Raw genomic sequence first — 22,533 nt, forward strand, 5'->3', positions numbered from 1 at the left:
GTTATGCTTAGGCTTTTGGTTGGTCTGAATGGTTTAAGAGTAGTTATGAAATGAAAATTTAAGGTGCTTGGTAGGAAAAGCTAATTAAAAAATTAAGAAGCTATGAGGAAGTGTTTCTCATCATAACTTCTTAATAAAAGGGAGGCCTATCAAAAATGCAGTTTAATTAGCAGGTTTCCATTTAGCTGCTTTATCAAAGAAGTTTAGTGTTTCAACTTCTGCTGCATCCATTTGGTCTTGAGGGAAATAGCTCGTTTTGACAATGACAGTATTTTCATCTTGGTTCACGTAAATGAACTGACCTTGTAAGCCGATTGCTGAATAAGCATTTGTATTTGGCATGGTCCACCATTGGTAGCCGTATCCACCTAATTTAGGGTCTTCTTTATCTACCGGGGCTGTTGATAATTTAACCCATTCTGGTGAAACAATTTGTTTGCCGTTGATCTTGCCGTTATGCAGCATCATTTGACCCACACGAGCAAAATCACGAACGGTTGCATTGAAGCCTGCGCCAGTGAATTCTCGTCCAACACCTGGCTGTCCATCCATGATGAAGAAGCCATTTGATTCAGCACCTATTGGCTCCCATAAATGTTGCTGCATGTAAGAGGCCACATTACTGCCATCGCTGACACGTTCAAGCAACAAGCCTAACACTGCCGTATCGATGGTTTTATAGGCTAAGAAAGTACCTGGTTTATGAAGGCGCTTGATGGTTTTTGCTGGCTCAACAAAGCGCGCTACGTTTTTAACTAAAGCCAAAATATGGTTCTTAGCTGCTATGCCTGGATTGGCAAAGTCATAACGCTCTTCGTAATCGACACCGGATTTCATGGCAAGTATTTGACGAATAGTCACGCCTTTATAGGCACCTTCAGATAATTCAGGTAGGTAAGTGGTGATATCGTCGTCTAATGATTTAATACGACCTTCTTCAAGGGCAACACCAACCAAGATAGAAACCATAGATTTGGTCATTGACCAAGCCATGAAGTGCGTATCTTGGTTGCTGTTGTTGCGATAGTTTTCATAGACGACTTTGTCGTCTTTAATAATGATCATCGCATTGGTATAGGTTCTGTCTAAGAATTGCTCTGGTGTATAGTTGTTACCTTCATACTCGTAGGTAAAATCTAGTGGCTTATCATTGTGAACAAATGGGGTGACGTTTCCTGAATGACCAACTTGGCGGGTTGTGAATAACGTATCCATTGAGCGAAATGTTAGCGTATTAACATCGCCATCGAGCATTGCCCAGCGTAAGTTTTGGATGGCAATAGGAACTTCAGATACTGGACCAATTCCCGCAACTATTGGGTCTACTTCTGATGCTGCGTGTGCAGCTATTGGGAGTAGAACGATTGAAGATAGTAAGCTTGCGCCCATAAAACATTGCATGTTTTTTATTTTTGTTTGCATGTCTGTCTCTCTCTCATTTTGATTAAAGTTTAACTAGACAATTGTTTGTCTATAAAACAAATAATGCTCAGTTCGCTTCAGCTTGTCATATCCCAAATAGGATAGACCAAACTATCATTAGCTTATTTTTTGTGAGAAAGGCGTATTTTCTAGTTGGCTTACATGGGGAAGTATTGAAGACCACAGTATTTTTACTAGTTCTGGTTGGCGGGTGACTCCCATTTTTGAAAAAATACTTTTTAGTTGGATTCGTGCGGTGCCAACGGTTATGCCTTTTTCTATAGCGTATTCCGTCAACGAAAAACCATTTGCTAAAGCGCTCGCTAGTTTTACTTCTGCAGGTGTAAGGCTGAATAAGCGACCAATATTCTGCTCTGAAAGTATCACTTCATTATGGCTATTGGATAAAAATAGGGCAAAAGTGAGAGGCTGTTTGGATTGTATCAGGCCGACTGATATAGAAGACAAAATAGGGGTAAGTAGCAACTGTATTGGACTAGTTTGATGCTCCCCAATTCTAGCAAGAGGGTGAGATGTTATTCCTGTAGGCGATTGTGTTTGGCGCAATAGCTGTATGAAAATGTTTCTGTCTGCCTTGTGTTCAAAGCGCAATTCGTTATCTATCAATTCTAGGTAATCTGATTCCGATATTATGGAAGCTGCACTGCTATTAAACCAGCTAACTTTGCCATACTGATTTATTAGCATGATCCCTGTGGTTAATTTATCTGTGATTTGTTTAATAATAGTATTGCTGCTCGATAGCGCCTGAAATTGATCATACAAAAGAATGGTTTGTTGTATATGAGGTGCAAGTTGCTGAAGTAATGATTCGCAGTTGTGGTCAAAGAGGCGCAAATCACCGTGTTTACGGTGAGCAATTAAGTTGAGATAGCGATTAGGAGAAATTTTCATTTCTAGGGAAATCGCCAATCCTAATCCTGCCTTCGCGAGCCGCTCTTGGAAATCAATATATCGTGGACAGGAGTCAGAGAAGAGCTCTTCATCGCGGATTATGGCTGGGTATTCGCTAAAATCATAATCTAGACGGGGATTATCAGAATTATTAACCCATTTATCGTGCAAGTCTGCATTTATAGTCGACTGGGAGTCGCGCATCAGCCAAATTTCAGATGGATTAGAGTTGTCCGATAGTTCGTGTATTTGAGCAGCAATGCTTTCCACTTCTAACTTTTCACGTAGCTCATCAAGAATACTTATCCATCGATTTGGGTGCTGTACGCAACTATAAATCTTCGGTAAAAGTTGATTCAAAAAGCTTTCAATCATGATGGCCTCCGCGTTGTCAAACAACTAGGTGCCAGTATTTTCCTTAAAGATGAATCAGTTCTCTATCAACAAGATGGCGACTGTATTTCCGTAAGTGTAGATCGATTTTAGGCACTTTGTTTATTATTTTTAGTTCGACCTTTCTAAAACATACCTCATGAAACTATTAAAGAGAAGTATTGTTTATAAAATAAACTATTTATATTTTTGATTATTATTTTTTATTACATCGATGTTTTTTTACCATAAAGGTAAGACATTGTTCCTGAATCGATTTTGCTGTTTTTAGATAGCGTGTATATGAAAAAGCTTCGATAGCGGACCATCGAAGCTTTTAAAGTAATGTATTATTAGGCTAGTTTTTAGCAGAAATCGCTTTATCTACAGAGAAAGAGCCGGCGCCGCTGAATACTAAAGAAGCGGCAACAATCAAAAGTGTTAGTGCGTATTCATAGCCGTTGTTTGCCATGAACAAACCGTTTGAAATATGCACAGAGAAGATTGCCATTAGCATAGTGAAAGCAATGACTGCAGAAGCTGGACGAACAAGCAAACCGATAACAAGTGCCAAGCCACCAAAGAATTCTGCACTACCTGCTAAAAGAGCCATCAGATAACCAGGTTCTAGACCAATAGATGCCATCCACTGACCAGTGCCTTCAAGACCGTAACCGCCAAACGCACCAAACAATTTTTGCGCGCCATGTGCCATTAGGATTAGACCCACTGGAATACGCAAAATTGTGCTAGCGATACCAGAAGTTGTGTTAGTGATTTTTTGGATTAACGATGTTGTCATTTTGATTTACCTTAGTGTTGGGTTGGTGTTACTTAATATGTAGGCACTATATATAAAAAAAACAGAATAGTGTAACGGAGTATTTTGAGGTTAATGATCAAAAAAATTGAACTATCGAAATGATCTACGATTTTGATGCCAATATTTGACTGAAAACCTCTTGTTATTGAGAATCTCTACTAATTTTATTGGATTCTCTGTCACTATGTATTACGACGGCTTAAAGGCTAATTTAGATCAGTTATAGGCAAAAAAGTAGCAGAGTTTGCAGTCTATAGAATGGTAGCGTGTTGTTATCTCTATAAATAACAATATACAGGATAAAACATGTCTAAAGCATTAATGGGAAAAGTCGCCGTTGTGACTGGTGGCGCATCAGGAATAGGTCTTGCTAGTGTCGAAGGCATGATAGCTGAAGGTGCTCGGGTCGTGATCGTGGATCGTGATGAGACAGCATTACAAGCTTTGCAAGACAAACATGGCGATGCAGTCATCACCCTTGCAGTAGATTTGTTGGATCCTGCCGCTTGCTCGGCGATGGTTCCGCGGATTTTAGAAAAAGCCAAAGTGATCGATATTTTTCACGCCAATGCCGGCTTGTATGTTGGTGGTGATTTAGTTGATGCCGATAACGACGCCATAGACCGAATGCTAAATCTGAATATTAACGTTGTCATCAAGAACGTGCGTGATGTTTTGCCGCATATGATTGAACGAGGTGTGGGCGATATTTTAATAACCAGTTCCTTAGCGGGTCATTTTCCGACACCTTGGGAACCGGTTTATGCCTCATCAAAATGGGCGATGAATTGTTTTGTGCAAACGGTGCGTAGACAAGTCAGCAAGCATGGGATTCGCGTTGGCTCGGTATCTCCCGGCCCAGTTATTACTTCTTTATTATCTGATTGGCCTGCGGAAAAACTCGCAGAAGCCAAGTCAAAAGGTAGTTTAATGGAAGCCAGCGATGTGGCTGAAGCGCTCATCTTTATGCTTACGCGTCCTCGTCATGTGACGATTCGGGATGTTGTGATGCTTCCGTCACAATTTGATTTATAACTCGCCATTAAGCTTATTAAATCTATTTAAATTAAAAAGGGAATGGTCATTCGACCATTCCCTTTTACTTTTCTACTGTATCTTATTCTGGAGAGCTTATAGCTTAACAATCAGCTTGCCGGTATTTTTACCGTCAAATAACAGGTTAATGCCACTAGTTGCGTTTTCGATTCCTTCAATAACGTGGGTACGATATTTCAATTCTCCTTTGCATAACATAGATCCCAGCGCTTGGCCGTATTCAGGGATACGATGGAAATGATCTGGCATGGTGAAGCCTTGGATCGATAGGCGGCGTTTGATGATGCCAACCCAACTTGGCCCTGGTGCTGGTTCGGCTTTTTGATAGTCAGCGATTAGGCCACACACAGCAATGCGACCATGAGGATTCATGCGTTCAAAGATAGGACCTTGTGCCAAACCACCCGTATTTTCAAAGAAAAGATCGATGCCGTTTGGCGTCGCTTGCGTCAATTGTTCGACAAAGTCTGTATCTTTGTAATTAATCGCATGATCAAAACCAAGTTCTTTTGTTAACCATTGGCATTTCTCATCAGAGCCCGCCACGCCAACAACCGTTAAACCAAGGTTTTTAGCCATCTGACCGACAAGAGATCCAACTGAACCTGCTGCCGCTGTGACGATAAGCGTCTGACCTGCTTCTGGTTTAAGCACTTCAAACACACCGTGATAAGCAGTAATACCGGGTAGGGCAATGACGGATAAAATTGCTTCAGCAGGCAGCTCTTTTGGAATGACGTTTAAGCCATTACCATCACTGATCGCATATTCAGTTAGACCCATAAGCCCCATAACACGAGCGCCAACTGGGAATCTTTCATTGTTGGATTTAACGACTTCACCTATGCCACTGGCGCGCATGGTATCGCCTAATTTTACCGGCGGAATGTAGCTGTTTTCATCCGCGCTCATCCAACCGCGCATGGCTGGATCTAAAGAAAGATGAGAGAGTTTTACCAATACTTCGCCTTCTGCTGGCGTTGGAATGTCTTGAGTAACAATATTGAAAATATCTTCGGTGATTTCTAATTCAGGACGTTTTATCAGTTTTACGGAATGGTAAGACATAGAGATGAATCCTTTTGTGCATGAATTTCTATTTATCCTGAAATAGAGTCTAGAGCATTTTTGTTGATCTAAAGGTTAAGATTAAAGAAGTAAATGTGCAATCGCTCCAATTTTGTTAAGTCTCTGCTCTCATCAGACTGTTGATTATGTCGCATAAGCTGATCAATTGTTGATAAGTACTGTGTTTATCCCCAGTATTTTCGAGCGGCCAACCGCAGTTTATACGGAAGCAATCGTGATAAAAGTCGTGGGTACTGAAACAAGCACCGCTGCGTATGTCGATGCCCTGTTTATTAGCTTCTTTTTCAAGCTGTACAGCATTTAAACTGGGGATCTGTACCCAAAGTACGATTCCGCCTTGTGGGGCACTGATTTTTGCATTGGTGGGCAAGTATTTGATTAAAAATTGTTGATAACTATGTATGTGTTGATTCAAAACCGTACGTATTTTATTCACATGAGAGCGATATTCACCGGTGTTGATAAACTCCGCCATACAAGACTGTATAAGTCCATTCACACCAAAGCTGGTTAAGGAATGTTGATTGATATAAGACGTTAAATATCGACCCGGAACACACCAACCAAGTCGCAGTCCAGCGGCTAAGGTTTTTGAAAAAGATCCGCACCAAATCACATATCCCTCTTTATCCCAATATTTTGCTGGCAGCGTTTGTTGTTTCTGGTGGCTTAATTCGAAATAGACGTCGTCTTCTATCATCGGTGTTTTGTATTGCGCGGCAAGTGTTGCTAGAGCTTGTTTTTGTTCAACGGGCAGCGTCATTCCAGTTGGATTCATGTTCGATGTGCTAAACAGAGAGGCTTTTATCAAACCTTGTTGCATCAAGGTTTCTAGATGATCTAAATCTAAGCCTTTCTCATTAATAGGGATTTCAATCACTTTGCGAGATAAGGCACTTAGTAAATCGAGCAAGCCACTAAAACAAGGGGAACTAATGGCAATGGTGTCGCCCGCTTTGCTAACGCTTTCTATCGCCAGTCTTACTGCATCAATACAGCCATTGGTGATCACAAAGTCGGCTGCTGAAAAGGCTAGATTGTCATGGCGGAAATGTTCCGCAAGGGCGCTTCTCAGGCCTTTGTCGCCTTGTGTTTCTGGGTATTGAAAGAGATGCTTTCCTGCTCTTTGAGTGACACGTTTAATGCTGCGTTGCAGTGCGACGCTAGGTTGTAATTCTGGCGAAATCATCGAGGTGCCAAGCGGGCTAAAAAGCGCCGAGGCAGGATTGTAACCATTTAATGGCGCAAAGCGTTTCGGGTCCCGTTGTTCAATACTTTTGATGTTTAGACTTGGAAAGGTGGTGCTTTCTAATTGGTTGGCAACGAAGTACCCAGACTGAGGCTGTGCATAAATCCAACCCGTTTGTTGAAGGTAATCGTAGGCTTTAGTCGCAGTAGTCATGCTGACTTGATGCTGCTTCGCCATGGTTCGTAGCGCTGGCAAACGGCTTCCCGCAGGCAGTCGTTGTGCTTGTATGTCGTCGATATAATGCTGAGCAAGTGTTTCGTAAAGCGCCATAACATTCCCCCAAAGTATTTCCTTTCTTTGAATTGTACTCTTATTTTTATCAAAAATTGAATCTGTGTTCTTTTTGGTTTTCTAGTGATACTTCTTTCTGAAGGAAATGCTTAGCTATGTTCAGTTACACGCGGTGTTTCTGTGAGGTAGGCGGTAGTTTCGAATAGAAACACCGCGTGTAATTGAGCGCCTTCGTTATTGTTTACAACAGATTTTATTTACTAGGAACGAATAATGAAACTACGAGACTTTGGGTTGCTGTTTGCCTTGATGGCGTTATGGGGATTGAATTTCAGTGTGATCAAGCTTGGCGTGAATAGTGTTCATCCTTTAGTACTCACCGCGTTGCGATTTAGTTTTGCGGTGTTTCCTTTGATCTTTTTTATTAAGAAGCCAGATGTGCCGTGGCGCTATTTGATTGCTTATGGCTTGTCTTTTGGTGTCGGCGTTTGGGGATTAACGACCTTATCGATTGGCGCTGGTGTTTCGGCAGGAATGGCCTCTTTGTTATTGGATATGAGTATTGTTAGTAGTTTGCTGGTGGGTTGGTTATGTTTAAACGAAACCATTACTCGCAATAAGTTGCTTGGCGCTGGATTGGCTTTACTTGGACTTGCTTTGATCATCTACTCCGAAGGTGGTTCGGTGACTGGAAAAGGTTTAGTGCTGGTATTAATGGCGTCGGTGTTTTGGAGCGTTAATGGCTTGATTGTAAAACGCGCGAATACCAAAGCTATTTTTGCTTTTAATATCTGGGGAATGTTGTTTGCACCTTTGCCTTTGTTGTTACTAGCGGTTATTTTTGAAGGAGCGCAAGTCGTCACTGAGTTGCCGAATCAATTTACCCAATGGACGCTGTTTTCCGCTTTGTTCCAAGCTTACCCGACGACACTATTAGGGTACTGGTTTTGGAATAAGATGATAATGAAATACTCAGTATCCAGTGTCGCGCCAATGACGTTACTGGTACCTGTGTTTGGTATTTTTGGTGGTTATTGGTTTTACAATGAGCCAATAGAAACGAATCAGATAATCGCTGCTGTGCTGATTTTATTAGGTCTGTTTGTCGGGCAAATGGCATTGCCGAAATTGAGTTTCTTTAAAAGACTGAGAGGTGATTCATGCAAGAAATCCAGTATGTCCTGATATTAATTGGTGCTTTTGTTGCTATGGCGAGTCCTGGGCCTGCGACATTGGCGATTGCATCTACGTCAATGAATCAGGGGCGAGTGCAAGGTTTGGCGTTAGCATCAGGCATACTCACAGGCTCGTTATTTTGGTCTTGTTCGGCTGCCTTTGGTTTAGGTGCTGTGCTGTATGCGAATGTCTGGCTATTCGAAAGCTTACGTTATGTTGGTGCGGTCTATTTATTATTCTTAGCTTATAAATCTTGCCGTTCAGCGATGACTAATAAATTGGATGCGAGCAAAATGTTGGCCACGTTAGAGACTAAACAAACGTCTTTGCGCACTGCTTATTTTCGTGGTTTAGCCATCCACTTAACCAATCCTAAAGCGATTTTGTTTCTAGGATCGTTATTCGCCATGGGGATGCCGAGTTCGGTTTCCACACAAGGTTTGTTGTCTGTGATTGTCTTATTAACGATTCAAAGTGGCTGCATAAATTTGGGCTACGCAGTGCTGTTTTCGAACCCAAGAATTCGCCAAAGCTATTTTAAAATGAAACGCGGCTTTGATGCTGCCTTCGCGCTGATGTTTGGCGTTGCGGGCATTAAAATATTGCTGAGTAAAGTGAATATATAAGTCTGTATTTGTTATGATGCACTTTATTTTTAGAGTGCTTTTCTATGTACGACGCTTCTTTATGGCAACCCAGTGCGGATATTTCGATTTTGCAAAAGCGTGCGCAGTTACTAAAAGCTATTCGCGCTTTTTTCGATGTTCGTGAGGTGATGGAGGTGGATACTCAATGTCTGTCTCTGGGTAGTATTACAGATCCACATATTGAAGTATTAACAAGCCAGACGCGTTCCCAAGGTGAAGACCTTACTTACTATCTTCAAACTTCCCCAGAGTTCGCCATGAAGCGTTTATTATGCGCAGGCTCTGGGTCTATCTATCAGTTGGGAAAAGTGTTCCGAGCTGAGGAGATTGGCCGCCGACATAGTATCGAATTTACTATGTTGGAATGGTATCGAGTCGGTTTTGATCATTGGCAATTAATGGATGAGATCCAACAGTTGCTGTCGGCACTATTGAATGAAGAGGCGCTGACTTGTGAACGACTCAGTTATCAAATGGCGTTTTTACGTCATACCGGACTTGATCCTTTCACCGCGACATTGTTTCAGTTACAAGAGTGTGCTCACGAACACACAGAATACGGTTTGCAGGAAGATGATCGCGATACCTTGCTTGAGTTACTTTTCTCGAGCGTGGTAGAACCAGCTATTGGTAAATACGTCCCTTGTTTTATTCATAGTTATCCTGCTTCTCAGGCCGCACTTGCCAAGACTCATCTTGATGAAAAAGGGCTGTTAGTAGCCGCACGATTTGAGCTTTACTGGCAAGGCATGGAGCTAGCGAATGGCTACCATGAACTCACTGATGCTAAGGAACAAGCAAGACGATTTGCTGAAGATAAAGAAACACGCAAGGAAATGCGATTGGCGAACCGTCAGTTTGATGAGCGATTAATTATCGCATTAGAAAACGGCTTGCCAGATTGTGCTGGCGTTGCGTTAGGAGTGGATCGCTTGTTGATGTTAATGTGTCATAAATCGCATATTGCTGAGGTGTTGCCCTTTGCTCATGCTAGGGCTTAATAATTTTACTCAAGGTAGCGCTTTTTGAGTTGAAATAAATGTCTAGATAATAATAACAAGGTATTTTAGGTGAGTGCATTGAAAGAAAAATACGGCTTTAGCATAAGATGGCTTTTTTCATCTAAACAGTTAATTTGGCTGTATCTTGGTGCCTTTTTTGTGGTGGTTTTGTTGATTTGGAAAGGCGGTGAAGCCCTGCGTAATCAACAGATCAAAGCGTTGCGTATTGATTCTTTTGAGCAGTTAAACCAACTTGCCAGTGTGTTGGAAAGCGCGATTGCCAAGTACCAACATATGCCGACGTTATTGGCGTCTAATGACCGAGTAAGAAAAGCCCTGCGAGACGGTTTCGACTCGGACATTAATCAGCTTAATCGTGAACTTGAGCAAATTAACCGCATCACCGAAGCCTCAGACAGTTATATTTTAAACACAGATGGACTAACGATAGCCTCGTCTAACTATCGAGAAGTTACTAGTTTTGTCGGTCGTAACTTCGCATTTCGACCTTATTTTAAAGACGCGATTCAAGGAAAACCGGGTCGCTATTATGCGCTTGGTACGACATCGAATCGCCGCGGTTATTACTTCTCTTATCCTGTCTATGAAGGCGATTCGATTATTGGTATTGCCGTTGTAAAAGTGGATTTGACCCAATTCGAAAAACGTTTTGCCAATCAGCATTATGAATTTTTGTTACTCGATCCGGATGGCATTGTGTTTAGCAGCTCGCGTGCTAACTGGTTGTATCGGGTATTGGGCGAGTTGTCTCATACTGAGTTGCAGCGTATTGCTGATTCACAGCGTTATTATGGTAAATCCATTGAAAAGCTGGCAATTGTTTATCAAAAGCCTTTTGATGAAAAATCGCAAATTGTTGATGTGTTAGAAAATACTGTTATAGATGGCACCGAAGAATTAGAGCGGCTGTCGTTTTTAAGGATGAGTCGCCCGATTCGCTTATTAGGCTTTCAAATTTCTATCCTTGCGCCTTTAAAAATCATCAATGAAGAAATCTCTTTATGGCGTACCATTTTTGCGGGTGGCGTGACTATTACAGCCTTGTTATTGGGTTTGGCTATGTTGCGTCGGCGCATGTTACGAGAGCGTTCTGATGCTAATGAAATGACGCGCCACAACCAAGCGTACATTCGTGAAGTGATTCAAAATACACAAGCGGGTTTGGTAACCTTGGATGAGCACCACAAAATAGAATCTTTTAATCCGGCGGTTGAAAAGTTGCTTGGTCAGCCGTTATCTCCTCTAGTTGGGCAGCCACTTGGCGTTTTATTTCAACCCGACGAGCAAGATGCGTTAGTTTTATCTTCTCATAATGATTTTCTGGAAGCTGCTAATGATTTAGGTATTAAAGTGCTGACGCGAGAAGGGCGCTTATGTTATTCCGATCAAACAGTTCCGGTGGAAATGACCTTATGTAAGATGCAATTGCCTAATCGCCTAAGTTATTTGGTGACTTTTCATGACATGACCGAGCGTAAACGTTACGAGCAAGATATCACTCAAGCGCGTATTGAGCTTGAAGAACGAGTGAAAGAACGAACGTTTGAACTACAAGGTGCCAATACTCGTCTTCGCCATGAAATTGAAGAGCATAAAGGTACGCAACGAGAGCTGATCCAAACAGCCAAGCTTGCGGTATTAGGGCAATTAAGTGCGGGTTTGAATCATGAGTTGAACCAGCCTTTGACTGCGATTCGAGCTTTCGCAGGGAATGGATTGAAGTTTCTGGATCGCGGCCAGTACGAACAAGCCCATGCTAACTTGCAGCATATTAGTCAATTGGGTCATCACATGGGCGATATTATCGCTCGCTTTAAAGTATTTGCTCGTAAAGGTGACGTTCATCAAGGCCCTATTGCCGTACAGACTGCCATTATGGGGGCTATGAAAATTATGAGTCCACGCTATAAAGAAGTAGGTATTGAGCTGGTAGTCACGGAAGATCAAGGCTTTATTGTGAATGGTGACATGGTCTTTTTGGAGCAAGTGTTGGTGAATTTATTGGCCAATGCTGCTGATGCAATTTTAGAAACACCGAATAACCCACGACGAGTCCACATTGAGCAAATTTCCACTGTTAATCAAGTGATTATCTGTGTTAAAGACTCGGGGAATGGCTTAAGTGATGACGCTATTCGGCACCTTTTTGAACCTTTTTTTACTTCTAAATCTTCAGGATTGGGATTAGGACTAGGCTTGTCGATTAGCCAGCGTATCGTCGAGGCGATGGGTGGGCAAATTAGCGCGCAAAATCGAGATTCTGGCGGTGCCGAATTTTGTGTTAGGCTACCTTGCTTTAACCACCACTTATCTGAATTCCAGTCTCTTTCTAGAGAGTCTAAAGAATCTATAGATCCTAAAGAGGAAATCTAATGCCGGACAGCAAGCAAGTAATATTAATTGACGACGAGCAAGCGGTTCGTATGGCAATTTCTCAGACATTACAGCTTGAAGATTTTGATGTTATAGAGTTCGCATCGGCTCAAGGCGTGATTGAAAAGTTGTCTCTGGATTGGTCTGGCGTGATTGTAAGCGATATCAATTTGCCTGGCAAAAGTGGTTTAGAGCTGTTTGAAGAAGTTAAAAAAATTGATGCGGAAATCCCTTTTATTCTAATTACTGGCCACGGCGATATTAGCATGGCGGTGAGCGCTATTCGCGACGGTGCTTACGATTTTATTGAAAAGCCGTTTTCCAATGAAGACTTTCTTGAAGTGGTGCGTCGTGCCTCGGAAAAACGTCATTTAACCTTAGAGAACCGCAATTTACGTCTGGAATTGGTTGCGCAAAATGCGCCAGGTCCGCGGATTATCGGCAATACGCCGGGTATTCATCGTTTGCGTCAGGCGTTGTTGCATGTAGCAGATACCGGCGCGGATATTCTTATTCAAGGGGAAACAGGCACAGGCAAAGAGTTAGTGGCGCGTTACATTCACGAGCATAGCTCTCGTCGAGGTCACACTTTTGTGGCGATTAACTGCGGCGCAGTGCCTGATTCTATTATGGAGTCTGAATTATTTGGTCATGAAAAAGGCGCTTTTACCGATGCCAAAACACAACGTATCGGTAAGCTTGAGCATGCCAACGGTGGAACGCTCTTCCTTGATGAAATTGAAAGTATGCCGATGTCGATGCAAATTCGCTTGTTGCGGGTGTTGGAAGAGCGTCGCTTAGAGCGTTTGGGTTCCAATACAGCGATTGATCTGGATTTGCGTATTCTGGCCGCGACCAAGGTTGACCTGAAGCAACTGAGTGAAGGCGGCACATTCCGTGAAGACTTGTATTATCGACTCAACGTGGTGCGAGTAGATATTCCACCATTACGAGAGCGAAAAGATGATATCTCTCTACTGTGGCAGCATTTTTGTTTAGTGGCGATTGCACAATATAAGCGAGAGTCTGAGCCACTGTCGGCGGCGCGAATGCACAGCTTGTTGAGTTACGATTGGCCGGGGAACGTGCGTGAGTTACGTAACCTTGCCGAGCGTTATGTGCTGATGGGGGAAGCAGGTTCGTTTGAGTTTGATCAGATCATTATCAATGAAAATAATCCCGGGGTGATGACGCTCCCTGAGCAGTTAGAGCGCTTTGAAAAAACTTTATTAGAACAAGAGCTGCTGCGTCAGAAAGGCTCTATTAAAGACACCATGGATGCGCTTGGTTTGCCGCGTAAAACGCTTTACGACAAGATGCGTAAATATGATTTAGATAAAGATATCTACAAACAGTAATTAGTACTCTTCTATCTTCTATATAACTTACAAGAATGGGCGAGCAGAGATTTCTGCAGCCCATTTTGCTATTCTTTCGACTTCATTCCTTTTGATCCCCTGTCGATTATATGGCCTTATCTGCACTGCTTTTTGACCAAGTTTCTCCGCATGTATTTACACTTCTTGTTATTGTGTCTGGACTAACGTCTTTTTTTACCGCCAGCTTTGGCGCAGGAGGTGGTGTTATGTTGCTTGGTGTCATGGCACAAGTATTACCACCACAACTAATAATTCCGCTGCATGGTGTGGCGCAGCTTGGTTCAAATGCTGGACGCGCAGCGATGAGTTGGCGACATATTGATTGGAAACTTATTAGTACGTTTTTACCCGGAGCGATGCTGGGTGCTTTCATTGGTAGTTTTGTCTTAGTTTCTCTGCCGCCAGCTATTATGTATCTAACGATTGCTTTATTTATCTTATATTTATGTTGGGGGCCGAAGCTTCCTAAGATGGTATTGGGTAATTGGGGAACAGCATTTGCTGGTGCTATCACTACGTTCATTACGCTTTTTGCTGGCGCAACTGGTCCATTAGTAGCAGCCTTTGTAAAGCAAATTCATGCGGATCGGTTTCGCACAGTTGCAACCTTTGCTATGGCGATGTCGTTACAGCATATTTTGAAGGTTGGGGTATTTAAGGTTGCAGGTTTTCCGTTAACAGCTTGGTTGCCTTTATTGGTATGTATGATTATCAGCGGTGCGATTGGTACTTGGGTTGGTCTTCGAGTATTAAAACGTATGCCAGATCGTTACTTTCATCGAATTTTTAATATTGTTCTTACTTTAATGGCGTTACGTTTAGTATGGCAGTCCTTTGCCTTACTATGACGTTTGTAGATAGCTTGATATTAGTCGCCTAAGACCAAACCTTCTCGTCTTGGGTCAGCCCCACCAAGTAAGCCGCCTTTCTCTACGACAATACCCTGTACACCAGAGTTTAAATCTTGCACAGATACTTTAAAACCCATGTCGGTTAGAGCCTTAGCGTAGGTTTCTGCTTCTGTGCCTTTTTCAAGATCGTAGGTGCCAAAGCGGTTGAGCATATTTGGCAGCGTGATGGCTTCCTGAATGTCCATGCCCCATTCAAGATGAGCAATAAGTGTTTTTGCTACGTAGCCGATTATACGAGAACCACCTGGTGAGCCAACAACCAAATAAGGTTTGTTGTCTTTCATCACTATGGTTGGTGACATAGAAGAGCGAGGGCGTTTGCCGGGTTCTAAGCGATTGGCAATTGGGAAGCCATCTTGGTGAGATTTAAATGAAAAGTCTGTCAGTTCATTGTTTAGTAAAAAGCCATTACTCATTAAATTCGAGCCAAAACCATTTTCGATTGTGGTGGTAACTGACACAGCATTGCCGTCTTTATCTACAATAGAAATATGGCTTGTGGAAGGTAACTCGATGGCAATGTCGTTAGCTTGTTTAATTGGATGACGCCACTCAGGTTCACCAGCTTCAACGCTTTCAAGGGCTTTGCCTTTAGTAATGAGTTTTGCACGCTCGGCTAAATAAGGTTTGTCCAATAAACCTTGTGGCATAGGTACAAAGTCTGTATCAGCTATGTAACGACCGCGATCAGCAAAGGCAAGACGCGATGCATCGCCGATGATTTGCCGCGCTTTAGGTGAGTTTGGACCTAAAGCCGCTAGATCAAATTGTTCGGTAATACCAAGAATTTGGCCGACCGTTAATGCGCCAGAACTTGGTGGCCCCATGCCACAAATATCATATTCCTTATAAGGCAAGCACACCGGAGCTCGCTCTTTTACGCGATAGCTGAGAAAATCTTGTTCGGATAAAACTCCTGGGTTATCTAGCGCTCCACGTACCTGAGAGACAATCTTTTTCGCAATTTGTCCTGTGTAGAATTCATCAGCTCCATACGTAGCGAGGAAGCGTAAGGTTTCATAATATTGGGCGTTTTGTAAGCGGCTACCTGCTTCAAGTGGGGTGCCATCGAGATTAAAAAAGTAGGCTTTGGTTTCTGGATAACGAGCTAAGCGCTCCTCACTGCCTTTAATCGCATCTGCTAAGCGAGGAGATACAATAAAGCCTTCTTGCGCGAGCTTAGTTGCTGGTGCTAATAAATCTTCCCAAGGCATGGTGCCATAGCGGTCGTGCAATTCGCCCATCAATTTGACTGTGCCAGGCGTGCCGACAGAACGACCGCCAACAACGGCATCGTAGAAGGACAGTGGCTCACCATTTTCATCTTGGAAAAGTTCTGGTGTGGCTTCTTGAGGTGCTGTTTCTCGGCCATCAAATGTAGTGAGTTTTTGATTTGCTGCATCGTAATACACAACAAAAGCGCCGCCGCCTAAACCAGACGATTGAGGCTCAACTAAGCCAAGTACCATTTGTACCGCAACCAGAGCATCAATAGCAGAACCGCCAGCCTTTAACACATCGTAACCGGCTTTACTGGCTTCTGGATTGGCGGTAGCGACCATGAATTTCTGAGCGTGAGCTAGACTCTTCTTTTCGATACCACTCGCTTCTTCTGGCGCAACGCCATCAGCTGCTTGTTCTGCAGCTATACTGAATTGACTAACGGCAAGCAAAGGAACGAGGGTTAAGGCTTGTAACCAGCGCTTTTTTAGCATCATAAAATCCTTATTGATGAAAGTGGAAACTGTCTGGTCCCATCAAAACAAAAATACGCTGCTGCGTGAAGCCATAAAATAAACAATGATGTGATTTTAGAGAAAAGAAAACGAAAATGTCGCGTATCGTTCGTTTTGTGTAGGTATAAAAAAACGCCCCGGAGGGCGCTAAACTTTATAAATTTTTTGCATGTGTTGCTAAGAACACTTAGGACTAGAGGAATTGTTATTGAACGATTTCTGGTCCCATAATGCTGTACGGTAGCGCAGTAGATAGTGCAGGGATGTAAGTTACCATCACTAAGAACACCATCAATACTAATACGAACGGCATCGCAGCTTTCACCACTCGGGCTAAGCTCATACCCGTTATACTCGAGGTAACAAACAGGTTTAAACCAATTGGTGGCGTGATCATACCGATTTCCATGTTAACCACCATAATGATACCTAGATGAATTGGATCGACACCCAGCTCCATTGCAATAGGGAACACGATAGGAGCAACGATAACCAATAAACCTGATGGTTCCATGAACTGGCCACCAATCAACAACAAAATGTTAACGGCGATTAGGAAAGTGAACCAGTTAAAGCCAACGTCGAGCATCCATTCAGTGATTGCTTGAGGGATACGTTCTGCCGATAAGGTATGAGCAAACAACAAGGCGTTGGCGATGATAAACATCAACATAACCGTTGTTTTAGTACCTTCTAGCATTACTTTGCGAGACTCTTCACCGAACAAAGAAGGGAAGAAGCCGCGTAGCATCATGGACAAGTTACGTCCCCAGATTGGCGTGCCTGCAGCTAAGCAAGAGCCAACAGATTCTTCTAGTTTGCTTGAACGTTTATAGACATAGAAAATAGCGATAGCAATCGAGATGATGGCGCCCCACAATGCACGATCACCGCCAGTGACGGTTTCACTGTCTGCAAAAGCGAAGAAGGACATGATCTCCCACACAAGGAAGAAAGATACGCCATACACTGTACCGTTAAAACCAACACGGGCATGTGGTGCATCGTTATCGTTTGTCCATGTTTGGCCTTTTAAAGGACCCATGTCGCGGTAAACAAACAAGGCAATAAACATAGAGTAAACAGCAGCAACAACCGCCGCTTCAGTTGGTGTAAATACACCACCATAAATACCACCCATGATGATTACGACTAGGAACAATCCCCAGCCTGCTTCTTTACCACCACGAATTAGATTACCAAAACCTTTCCATTCTTCAGAAGGAAGGTTTTTGATACGAGCGACCACGTAAATCGCCAACATCAGCATACCGCCAGCAATTAACCCAGGAATCACCCCTGCTAAGAACATACGGCCAACTGAGACGTTTACAGAAGCCGCATAGACCACCATAACGATAGAAGGCGGAATCAAAATACCCAGCGTACCTGCGTTAGCAATGATACCGGCTGCAAAGTCTTTTGAATAACCTACTTGAACCATACCTGCAATAGCAATAGTACCAATGGCTACAACGGTTGCTGGAGAAGATCCAGACAAGGCTGCGAACATCATACAAGCCAATACAGACGCCATTGCCAAGCCGCCACGGAAGTGACCAACACTGGCAATTGCGAAGTTAATTAAACGCTTCGCTACGCCACCCGTCGACATGTAAGACGAGGCAATGATGAAAAACGGGATAGCCAACAACGTATAGTGCTGACCAACCCCAAACAGAGAAATCGCGACTGACGATAATGAGTCGTGAGAGAAAAAAGCAATAAACAGTATGGACGATAAGCCCAATGAAATACCAACCGGCAAGCCAATAAACAACAGGACGATTACTAATAAAAATAGAATGATTGATTCCACAATGATGCTCCTGCGCTAGTCTTTCAAGACGTTTTGGTTTTCTTTAACAAGATCTTGTGCCTCATGGCCACTGATCAACATGTCGCGTTTGCCGCGGGCAATATCGATGAATGCTTGTAAAGAACGATAAGAAAGTAAAGCCAAGCTGATTGGTAGAACAACAAGAACTATCCAGCGGTGAACACGAGGGCGTAAACCAAACATTTCTTGTACAAATTCAGGGTAACGAAGTTCTTCTGAACCTATGCCAATTTTGAACATTTTCAACCAATACTCGATAGCGCCACCACTAACGTCTACGCCAAGCATTGCTAGCCACGTAGAGTCTAGTAGGATAAGTCCGTAAAGCATGGCTGCTGCAGCACCAAATAAAGACAATGCTTTTGCGATGCGTTTTGGTACCGCATTTAAAACAATGTCGACACCTAGGTGAAGGTTGGTTTTAATACCGTAACTCATGCCTAATAGAATTAGCCAAGAGAAAGCCACCATGTTGAATTCAAGCGCTGCGTCCCAGCCAGTATTAAACCCATAACGAGCGATTACCTGACCAAAGGATACCGCCATGATTGACGAAATAACGAGGATCAGTAGGTTTTCTTCAGCTCGTTCCATGACTTTTGGGAAGCGCTTTTCTAATAGCCAAAGAACAATAATAAAAATAAGTAAGTAAAGATGCGGCCAATGTGCCATGGGGGTCTCCTTAACTAAGTGGACCAGAACAAGTTAAAGTGCAGCTTTGTGGGGTTTCTCGTAGGTTCTAGGATCAGTCGCTGATGAGAGATTGCGGACCAAGAAAGCACAGAATAAAACCACAAGAGCTGACCTGTTAAGGTCAGCTCGCTGCGGGATAAAAATAGATTAAGCGCCGGCAGCAGCGTCAATCAAATCTTTACCAATGTAGCTTTCAAATTGTTGCCAAACAGGTTTCATTGTATTCACCCATTCTTGGCGTTGCGCTGGAGTAAGTGTATTGATCTTGCCGCCAGCTTTGATTATGTTTTGACGGTTTTCTTCTTCCGCTGCTTTAACACTCAAGTTTGCTTCTTGTGTTACTTCATCCGCAATTTGAGTGAATTGAGCGCGGTCTTCTGGAGAAAGGCTCTTCAAGAATTCAGAAGATGTCATGAACAAGTAAGCCAACAACTGATGGTTAGTATCGGTTGTGCTGTCTTGAACTTCGTAGAATTTTTGCGTGTAAATGTTAGACCAAGTGTTTTCTTGTCCGTCTACAACGCCAGTTTGTAACGCGCCGTATACTTCAGAAAACGCCATAGCTTGAGGAGATGCACCCATTGCCGCGATCATTTGTTTTGCAACATCAGACGTTTGTACGCGGAATTTCATGCCTTTTGCGTCGCTAGGGATCAAAAGTGGTTTTTTGGCAGAAAAGTATTTCATACCAGACATCCAGTAACCTAAACCAACAAAGCCTGCGTAGTCATCCATTTCTGTTAATAGCGCTTTACCTTCTTTGGTTTTAGTAAAGCGAATTGCATGGTCCATGTCTTTAAAGATGAAAGGAAGGTCAAACACGCCATATTTATCAGTGTAAGAACCGAACTTAGAAAGTGATGGAGCAAGCAGTTGAACGTCGCCTAAAAGTAGAGCTTCAAGTTCTTTTGAATCACCAAATAGTGTGGAGTTAGGGAAAACTTCAACACACAATTTTCCATTCATTTCTTTATTTACACGTTCTGCGAAGCTATTTGCAGCAACCACTTTAGGATGAGTGGTACCGCCAGTTACGTGGCTGAATTTTACAACGCGCTCACCTGGATCGCAGGCAGCAATCGCAGTAGTAGCAGAAAGAGCAAGTGCTAAAGATGTTAGAGCAAGGCTGATTTTTTTCATTTTTATAAAACTCCAAAAACTGAATTATTATTGTGTACCGGTTTTTTAGCCTGATTTTTTCTGGTTTTTCGCCAGATACAGACAAAGCAAAACAGGTGGTGCTATTCATACTGTTTACACAATCTGTGCCAAGTCTTTATGTTTTATTTAAGTGTTTGATTTTATTTGTAAAATTATTTTATTTGTGGTTTTTAGGCTTTATGGAAGAAGTTTAATAGGGGGGATTACACTCATAATTAAATTCTTAATGGGTGGTTATTCACCCATTTTCACTTAAGAGTTTGTGTTAAAAGCTTTTTGAAGGTTTGGTGCATGGCTTTCTTTCCAGATAATTGCGCTTTTAGACGGCTATGTTCGGTATTACGGCCTAAAGCGGCTTCGATTAATAGTTGGTGGGTTGGATCCTTGGGGGTTAACTGGCCTGTTAAAGCAAGAGACAGTGTCGCTTTGAGGAAAACAGGGCGAATACTGTCAAACTGACGATGATGCTCTACAAATAGCTCTATATCCTGCAAGTCCTGCGATGACAATTTAGCCAGCACGGGAAGTTCGTTTTGTTGATAATATTTTTGACCTAGAATGAGCATAACCAAATCGGTTGATAAGTCGGTATATTGCAGCAGCAAGTTAATTAGAAACTGTTCAATAAATCGTGCTTGCCATTTGTAGGCTAGCTTAGTGGCGTGCTCCGTCGTTGGCTTCACCATCATCAAAGAGTAGCTGCCACTTGCTTGGTCTTTGGCAGTTCCCAATCGAACAGGTACGTAACCATTCTTTAACCAAAAAGACACCACATCGGGAGTCGCTGCAAAACTGCTGCATAGAAAATCGCAACGATCATTGGCTGCGGTTTCGATATGCGTAAGTAGTTGACTCGCCAAGCCTTTATTTTGTTGGCTTTGTTCCGTTGCAATTCGGCCGATGCGCCAGTAACAGTACTGTCCGGCGTTTTCAACGCCTTCATGAGCAAGTAGAGATTGTGGTACTAAATGTCCTCTTGGTCGACGTTTCCCTTGCATGACTTCTTGGCAGAGTGAGCTTGGCAGGTTGCCTTCTTCGGTAATAATCGCAACGCTTTGGGCATTTCCTTCTGATAGATAAAGATATGTCGACACGGAAGGGTCGTCTAGCACCCAGCGCAAGTTGTCAGGCGAAGTTTGATAGTGAGCGCTTACCAATAATTGAAAAGTATCGGCGAGCAAGTTAGTGTTTTCTAGCCAATCAGCGCCAGTAAGATGACTAAAGTTTGTCGGCTTAGTCATACTTTTATTAGTACTATTAGGTGCGTCAAAGTTAGGCTCTGGATTCGCTAAAAAGAAGCAATCATTGATCCAGTTTTCCAGTGGGTCATTTCCCCCCCATCGAATTGGCAGGCTCAAAGTTAGTTGCTGCAGCGCCAATGTTTTAGAAGTTTTTTGTGATTCTAAATAGTGGCAAAAGCGAATGCCAAAGCCTTTACCAGCGCCTTCATAGCCATAGTCTGTGGTACTAAAAAGACAATGCTCAGCTTTCTGATTTAATTCTATAAGCATGGGCAAAGGAATCATGGACGCTTCATCAACAAAGAGAAAATCCCAGTGAGTCGAGTTACTTATCAGAGCATCAGGAGCGAAAAAAGGCAGAGTAGCTTTGTCTTGATCAAGCACCTGCTCAAAGCGAGATTTAAGACTCACAATAGCGTCCTGATTAGGCGCGGTGATCGCTACACGTTTTCCTTCTTTGACTAGCTTTGCCAAACTGTCGCCCAATAAGGTGGATTTGCCTCGGCCACGTGGTGCAATTAGTACATAGGATTTGGCTAGTTCTGCAAATAAACACGACTGAGCTTCAGCTTGTTCTTGGGTTAGCTGCGCGTTAGGTTCTATTGGTTTTAAAGCCGGTAACGGGTTTACGCTGTGTTTTTTATTCTTGCCAGAGAGTAATAATTTAAAAGGTGATGTCGCGTCTTGTAATTTATCGAGCAGGTAATGTTTAAAGTGCGATGTCACTTGTTCTGGCTCATAAGGCCAAGGTAAATATCTCGACAAGTCTTGATCTGCCATTGATAACCACTCGACATCAGGCAGTGCAATGGCAAAGAGGCCATTGCCTCGAACCGTACCAGACAAAATAGCCAATGCACTGGCAGATACGCCATGAGTCAAATCCACCAAGATAGCGTCATGATTGCTGCCTAGTTCTTGTCGGACTTGTTTAAAAGAACAGGTTTTAAATTGTTTCGTTTTTAACGACGGAACGAGTAACTCGTCATACTGGCTCACATCATGAGCGGCAATTAGTGGAGTAGAGAAATTTTCACACAGACGAAGAAAGTCTGACAAAACCTCGCGAGGCGAGCCCTTTAATATAAAACAGTGGCGGTGGTTGTCAGACATAAAAATTAAATTTCCTAGTGATCACATTATTAGAGACCTTCGCCTCGTTTTGGCTTTGCTCGTGACATCATGCAAAGGCCTCTA

At 42.9% G+C, this 22,533-nt stretch carries 17 protein-coding genes; 7 read left to right on the forward strand and 10 right to left on the reverse strand.

Annotated elements, in window-relative coordinates; all coding sequences use genetic code 11:
• Positions 1–162: 162 nt before the first annotated feature.
• The 3 genes from B6N13_RS02655 to B6N13_RS02665 form a co-directional block, all read right to left on the reverse strand.
• Positions 163–1,422 (reverse strand): serine hydrolase, encoded by a 1,260-nt coding sequence (locus tag B6N13_RS02655; protein WP_169458385.1) that lies wholly within the window; start codon positions 1,420–1,422, stop codon positions 163–165.
• Between the two features lie 117 nt (positions 1,423–1,539).
• Entirely contained in the window at positions 1,540–2,712 is a 1,173-nt protein-coding gene (locus B6N13_RS02660) for a hypothetical protein (RefSeq protein WP_169458386.1), read from the reverse strand.
• Positions 2,713–3,067: 355 nt separating this feature from the next.
• Positions 3,068–3,511 (reverse strand): DoxX family protein, encoded by a 444-nt coding sequence (locus B6N13_RS02665; RefSeq protein ID WP_169458387.1) that lies wholly within the window; start codon positions 3,509–3,511, stop codon positions 3,068–3,070.
• Between the two features lie 327 nt (positions 3,512–3,838).
• On the opposite strand from B6N13_RS02665, the gene B6N13_RS02670 reads away from it, so the two are divergent.
• Positions 3,839–4,567 (forward strand): SDR family oxidoreductase, encoded by a 729-nt coding sequence (locus B6N13_RS02670; protein WP_100187927.1) that lies wholly within the window; start codon positions 3,839–3,841, stop codon positions 4,565–4,567.
• 96 nt (positions 4,568–4,663) lie between these two features.
• On the opposite strand, the gene B6N13_RS02675 is transcribed toward B6N13_RS02670, so the two are convergent.
• Both B6N13_RS02675 and B6N13_RS02680 read right to left on the reverse strand, forming a co-directional pair.
• Complete coding sequence (locus B6N13_RS02675; protein ID WP_169458388.1) at positions 4,664–5,656, reverse strand: NADP-dependent oxidoreductase; 993 nt, start codon at positions 5,654–5,656, stop codon at positions 4,664–4,666.
• Between the two features lie 115 nt (positions 5,657–5,771).
• Positions 5,772–7,196, reverse strand: coding sequence for a PLP-dependent aminotransferase family protein (locus tag B6N13_RS02680; RefSeq protein ID WP_169458389.1), 1,425 nt, complete (start codon positions 7,194–7,196; stop codon positions 5,772–5,774).
• Between the two features lie 234 nt (positions 7,197–7,430).
• Here B6N13_RS02680 and B6N13_RS02685 point away from each other — a divergent pair, with 234 nt between their 5' ends.
• The 6 genes from B6N13_RS02685 (at position 7,431) to B6N13_RS02710 (ending at position 14,602) form a co-directional block, all read left to right on the forward strand.
• Complete coding sequence (locus tag B6N13_RS02685) at positions 7,431–8,342, forward strand: EamA family transporter (protein ID WP_169458390.1); 912 nt, start codon at positions 7,431–7,433, stop codon at positions 8,340–8,342.
• Positions 8,318–8,959: a LysE family translocator gene (locus B6N13_RS02690; RefSeq protein WP_169458391.1), complete on the forward strand. Its 642-nt coding sequence runs from the start codon at positions 8,318–8,320 to the stop codon at positions 8,957–8,959. The genes B6N13_RS02685 and B6N13_RS02690 overlap by 25 nt, the downstream gene beginning before the upstream one ends.
• Before the next feature lie 44 nt (positions 8,960–9,003).
• Positions 9,004–9,981: an EF-P lysine aminoacylase EpmA gene (epmA, locus tag B6N13_RS02695; protein WP_169458392.1), complete on the forward strand. Its 978-nt coding sequence runs from the start codon at positions 9,004–9,006 to the stop codon at positions 9,979–9,981.
• Positions 9,982–10,050: 69 nt separating this feature from the next.
• Positions 10,051–12,375, forward strand: a complete 2,325-nt coding sequence (locus tag B6N13_RS02700) for an ATP-binding protein (protein WP_100187923.1) — start codon at positions 10,051–10,053, stop codon at positions 12,373–12,375.
• Positions 12,375–13,733 carry a sigma-54 dependent transcriptional regulator gene (locus B6N13_RS02705; protein ID WP_169458393.1) on the forward strand — a complete coding sequence of 453 codons (1,359 nt, stop codon included), beginning with the start codon at positions 12,375–12,377 and terminating at the stop codon, positions 13,731–13,733. Before B6N13_RS02700 ends, B6N13_RS02705 begins: the two co-directional genes overlap by 1 nt.
• Positions 13,734–13,843: 110 nt before the next feature.
• Positions 13,844–14,602 carry a sulfite exporter TauE/SafE family protein gene (locus B6N13_RS02710; protein ID WP_100187921.1) on the forward strand — a complete coding sequence of 253 codons (759 nt, stop codon included), beginning with the start codon at positions 13,844–13,846 and terminating at the stop codon, positions 14,600–14,602.
• Between the two features lie 20 nt (positions 14,603–14,622).
• On the opposite strand, the gene ggt is transcribed toward B6N13_RS02710, so the two are convergent.
• From ggt to B6N13_RS02735, 5 genes are all read right to left on the reverse strand, one after another.
• Entirely contained in the window at positions 14,623–16,380 is a 1,758-nt protein-coding gene (gene ggt / locus B6N13_RS02715; protein WP_248280200.1) for a gamma-glutamyltransferase, read from the reverse strand.
• A 226-nt stretch (positions 16,381–16,606) separates the two neighbouring features.
• A complete protein-coding gene (locus tag B6N13_RS02720; protein ID WP_072840368.1) occupies positions 16,607–18,220 on the reverse strand; it encodes a TRAP transporter large permease subunit in 1,614 nt (537 codons plus the stop codon).
• Between the two features lie 15 nt (positions 18,221–18,235).
• Entirely contained in the window at positions 18,236–18,913 is a 678-nt protein-coding gene (locus tag B6N13_RS02725) for a TRAP transporter small permease (protein WP_072840367.1), read from the reverse strand.
• Positions 18,914–19,081: 168 nt separating this feature from the next.
• On the reverse strand, positions 19,082–20,074 hold the full coding sequence (locus tag B6N13_RS02730) for a TRAP transporter substrate-binding protein (RefSeq protein ID WP_169458394.1): 993 nt from the start codon (positions 20,072–20,074) through the stop codon (positions 19,082–19,084).
• 269 nt (positions 20,075–20,343) lie between these two features.
• Complete coding sequence (locus B6N13_RS02735) at positions 20,344–22,449, reverse strand: GNAT family N-acetyltransferase (protein WP_169458395.1); 2,106 nt, start codon at positions 22,447–22,449, stop codon at positions 20,344–20,346.
• Positions 22,450–22,533: the final 84 nt, after the last annotated feature.

Origin of the sequence: Marinomonas sp. UCMA 3892, from assembly GCF_012726345.1 — a bacterium.
Taxonomy (GTDB): Bacteria; Pseudomonadota; Gammaproteobacteria; order Pseudomonadales; family Marinomonadaceae; genus Marinomonas.